The organism is Paraglaciecola hydrolytica, assembly GCF_001565895.1.
In the GTDB taxonomy this organism is placed as follows: domain Bacteria; phylum Pseudomonadota; class Gammaproteobacteria; order Enterobacterales; family Alteromonadaceae; genus Paraglaciecola; species Paraglaciecola hydrolytica.
On record NZ_LSNE01000005.1, the window covers coordinates 152,081 to 156,313 of the forward strand.

Consider the following 4,233-nt stretch of genomic DNA (forward strand, 5'->3'; position numbering starts at 1 on the left):
ACTGACCCCAGTTATTATTTAGAAGAAGCCGATCATATTTGGGCATTGCGCACACCAGAATATAAGTACTTAAATCAAACACTGCCCGGAGTCGGTAAAAGCTTTTTTGACATGCAAGCCGATCCCTATGAAGCCAACAACCTATACGGGAAAGAGCCGGAGTTACAAGCTCAGTTAGCCGCCCTGTGGAATGAATGGAATAGCCACAATAAACAAAACGTATTGTTACAAGCCGAACCTTATAAAAAACGTCGAGACGAATTTTACGATGAGCTTTATCAACAACTGCAGCAAAAAGCCCAAGAACGTAAACCCTATACAGTTGAGTAAGTAAAAGGCGAGGGGGGAATGTAGGCTCCCCCCTTAGCTGTTGCTGAATTTGACAGTTAGATGAGATCCTAATTAGGTCTGATAGTCTGGATTTAGATTTGTTGTAGATTTGGCCTGCCATGGTCGAAATTGAAATGCTAATTAAGCTTTGTTGTCGATAAGCCTTATTGCGTCAGAAAATATAGCAATAGTCGGCAATCTTGTAATTTAAGTTTATCGCTGTAATTCATAGTCGCACTCATATACCAAAAGACAGGCACTCATCTAGTTATTAGCACAAGCCCATTTTATTGTGTGTGTTTGATTTTCCATTGCTGGTGTTTTAACCGCGTAGCGTAAATCACATGGAACTTCAAAGAAATACGCACCATGTTTACAGATTAATGTATCACTTTGTGTGGATACCAAAGTATCGTCGTAAAGTTTTTGTAGAGCCTTATCGCGGAGCGATGAAGGCAATAATTAAGAAAATTGGTTATGACTATAATTTCGATATACAGGAATTAGAAATACCTGAAGATCATATTCATATGGTGGTAAAGGGGGAGCCAAAGTTGGCTCCCAGTCAGGTAATGCAAGTGATAAAAAGTATTTCAGCAAGAGAGTTTTTCAAGTTGTACCCAGAAATACGCAAACGTTACTTTTGGGGAGGTAAGCTTTGGACTCAAAGTTATTTCGTTGAGACAATTGGCAATGCCAATGAAGAAACGATTAGAAAGTATGTCCAGAACCAATTGATTGAGCTTGATAGCCAAGAAGAGAATGCCAGGCAGTTAGGGCTCTTTTAAAACTCGGTCGCTTGCGGCCGATTCTTTTACAAGACTTAACTTGGGGGCTTCTGTGTAAGGTACGGTGACTAAAAGGTAAAACTTAACGATTGAACTTTTTTGGAAGTTTTCACAAAAAAAATTTAAAAAAAAACAATACATATTGCCTTTATAGGTGATTGAAATATCTGTTGAGGTAATAGCGAATTTACGCATATTTGGCTGAAATCTCTGGTAAGTTCAGGCTGGTTACAATAGAGGATCAGAATGATTAATATTTGCTAGAAAAGAGCCATACACCAACTTAATTAAGTTGGTGTATGTAAGCAAGTTTTGTCTTTATAGAGGTCATTTATATTTGATTTTTACCTGCCTACTTTTCGTTTATAGCTTAACTAACAATGCTCAGCTAAAAAGCGTACTAACAGTAAGGTTAGGTTTTCGCGCCGTGATTTATTAGGCCAAACCGCATAATAGCCCAAAGGTTTAAGTTTCCAGTCTGGCAACACATGGATCAAATTCCCTTTTTTAATATCCTCAGCCACAATATGCTCTGGTAAATAAGCCAAGCCCATATGATTCTTGGCAAAACACGCCAAAGCATCCGCGCTGTTGACACTAAAACGAGTATTCTCGGTGATAGAAACTTTTTCGCCAGTGGCGGATTCAAATTCTACAGAATTAGTTCGAATATCAAAACGGATCCAGTCCCAACTTAACAAGTCTGTAGGGTGTGAGGGGGTAGGGCGAGTTGCTACATATTCTTTGCTAGCGACGAGCAAACGCCTACCGTCATAAAGTTTACGGGCCATCATAGTGCTGTCTTGCAACCAACCCACTCGAATACTCATGTCTATGCCTTCATTCAGAATATCCACTATGTGATCGCTGAAGGTCAAAGATAGAGAGACTTTAGGATATTGTTTGGCAAATTCAGCAATAACCGTCGAAAGCGTCGAAGATGTGAGAAACGCCGGAAGCGATATACGCAAAGTCCCAATGTGCTGTTGTGACAGCGCATTTAACTCATTTAATCCCGCTTCTGCATTTCTTAACATTTCTAAGGCATGAACATAAAACTTGCTGCCTTCATTAGTCAGTACCAGCTTGCGGGTTGATCTATATAACAGAGTCACGCCTAAGTATTGCTCAAGATCAGCCACAGTTTGACTGGTTCTTGATGGTGCCAAATTTAACCTTTTGGCTGCTTGACGAAAAGATCCTTCATCTACCACTCTAGCAAAAACAGCCATGTGTCTTAAGTGATTTATCATTGTTCTGATATTCGGAATTATAAAATCATATTATTGCATATATTCAAGGTAATCAGTAATAACTAAGATCATCCTGAATTCAACAAAACAAGACCACAAATGAAAATTGCATTTGAGTTAAAAAAAATACAACAGGATAAATAATGAAAAACATTAAACACACACTAGCTATTAGCCTTGCACTTGCTTTTACCGCTCCATCAATCGTTCAAGCAGAAGGTTTTTATGGCACAGCCCAATTGGGTGCCAGTCAACAAATCAGTGACTCACAAGCTTACGGTAATAATATTGCTGTCGATGCAGATTTCCCAGCTGAATTTGATGCTGGAAACGGCACAGTGGGCAGCATAGGTGTAGGTTACATAATTAACCAACAGTTTCGTGTTGAAGGGCGTATTGCTTATCGAGAAAGTAGTTTCGATCAACAACAGTTTGGAACAGGTGCTCGTGAAGGAGAAGAATATATCTTGGATGGTGAAATCGAAAGTTTCACTTATACCATTGAAGCCTTTTACGACTTTGCTAACAATTCTCCTTTTACTCCATATATTAAGGCGGGTTTAGGCATAGCGGATAATAGTTACTCGGCTAAGTTAGGTGGCGCAGGCGTAGCCGCATTTGACCCATTTGATGGCACGGCAGATGGTTTTTATGATGCTTACGCAGATGACGACTCAACAGAGTTTTCTTGGAACTTAGGTTTTGGGGTTAACTATCAAATAACCGAAAACGCAGGCATTTATGCTGAATACCAATACACCTCTTTAGGTGATGTGATGACAGGTCAAGATTCATTTACCGATGGTTTTATGATTAATGATCTAGCCACTAATGAACTATCAATCGGTGTTCGAATTAACTTTTAATTAGGAGAAAGAAAATGAAATCAATTAATAAACTAGTTCTCAGTATTGCACTATTAACCACGCCACTATTTGCATTTGCAGAAGTGATTGAAATAGCCAGTTTCACACTAAATAAAGGTGTGACTTATCAGGAGTTTGCTGCCATTGATAAAACGGTAGAACAAGAGCATGTCAAACAACAGCTTGGCTTTATCTCTAGAGAAACAGCTAAGGGTGAGAACGGTGAATGGTTGGTGGTAGTTCACTGGGAAACATTAAAAGATGCGGATGCTTCAATGAATAGTTTTATGCAGGCTAAAGCAGCCAAGACATTCATGTCAAAAATTGATACATCCACTATGAATATGAAACGTTACACTAAATAACTCGAGTGCAGATTAAATAATTAGCACACTAAAATATATGGGGTAAGTAATACTTGCCCCATATATATGACACGTTAATTCAACTTTGGTATAGCCCATCAGCGCCCATCACTCAGGATAGAGTAATGGTGTCAGTTTTTCGCGAGTCAAATTACGCTAGACTAGCGTTTGTATGAAAATTCGAAGGTAATTCAAAAGATCCTAGAATTAAATGGGGTCAGCGGAATTAAATGGGCCCAGCGGAATTAAATGGGGTCAGCGTCTGAAGTATCCCCACGAATAATATAGATAAATCATACAGATAGTTAAAAATTTGCGGAACATTCATGGCATTTGATGATCAGATCAATCGCCAAACATCACTGATGAACTCATGCCATGAATGCAAATACTATCTTGAACAATACTCTGTCACTTGTCACCCTCAATATGCACAAAGTAAGACAGGCAGCCTTATCCGCTTGTGTGCATAGCTTGCTAACCGGTAATGCTGCTACGGTCACATCCATAGGCCGAGGTATTGACTCAACAGCGCATGAAAAACACAGTATCAAACGCGCTGACAGGTTATGCTCTAACCAACATCTCTTGCTTGAAGCAGATTACATTTATACGCGCATCTGCTATCTAT

4 protein-coding genes and 2 pseudogenes are annotated in these 4,233 nt (G+C 39.3%); 5 read left to right on the top strand and 1 reads right to left on the bottom strand.

The window, feature by feature from the left end:
* Together AX660_RS08640 and tnpA are read left to right on the top strand one after the other, a co-directional pair.
* Nucleotides 1-330: pseudogene (locus tag AX660_RS08640) on the top strand (sulfatase); the annotation flags it as partial.
* A 344-nt stretch (nt 331-674) separates the two neighbouring features.
* A complete protein-coding gene (gene tnpA / locus AX660_RS08645) occupies nt 675-1,118 on the top strand; it encodes an IS200/IS605 family transposase (RefSeq protein WP_068375627.1) in 444 nt (147 codons plus the stop codon).
* A 374-nt stretch (nt 1,119-1,492) separates the two neighbouring features.
* On the opposite strand, the gene AX660_RS08655 is transcribed toward tnpA, so the two are convergent.
* A complete protein-coding gene (locus tag AX660_RS08655) occupies nt 1,493-2,371 on the bottom strand; it encodes a LysR family transcriptional regulator (protein WP_068375632.1) in 879 nt (292 codons plus the stop codon).
* A gap of 143 nt (nt 2,372-2,514) precedes the next feature.
* Here AX660_RS08655 and AX660_RS08660 point away from each other — a divergent pair, with 143 nt between their 5' ends.
* The 3 genes and pseudogenes from AX660_RS08660 to AX660_RS23555 all read left to right on the top strand — a co-directional run.
* Entirely contained in the window at nt 2,515-3,237 is a 723-nt protein-coding gene (locus AX660_RS08660) for an outer membrane protein (RefSeq protein WP_068375633.1), read from the top strand.
* A 14-nt stretch (nt 3,238-3,251) separates the two neighbouring features.
* Nucleotides 3,252-3,602 carry a hypothetical protein gene (locus AX660_RS08665; RefSeq protein WP_068375635.1) on the top strand — a complete coding sequence of 117 codons (351 nt, stop codon included), beginning with the start codon at nt 3,252-3,254 and terminating at the stop codon, nt 3,600-3,602.
* Between the two features lie 378 nt (nt 3,603-3,980).
* Nucleotides 3,981-4,233 (top strand): annotated as a pseudogene (locus AX660_RS23555) (IS4 family transposase); the annotation flags it as partial.

Coding starts and splice junctions, on each gene's coding strand:
- tnpA (WP_068375627.1), top strand. CDS start 675: ATGGAACTTCAAAGAAATACGCACCATGTTTACAGATTAATGTATCAC.
- AX660_RS08655 (WP_068375632.1), bottom strand. CDS start 2,371: ATGATAAATCACTTAAGACACATGGCTGTTTTTGCTAGAGTGGTAGAT.
- AX660_RS08660 (WP_068375633.1), top strand. CDS start 2,515: ATGAAAAACATTAAACACACACTAGCTATTAGCCTTGCACTTGCTTTT.
- AX660_RS08665 (WP_068375635.1), top strand. CDS start 3,252: ATGAAATCAATTAATAAACTAGTTCTCAGTATTGCACTATTAACCACG.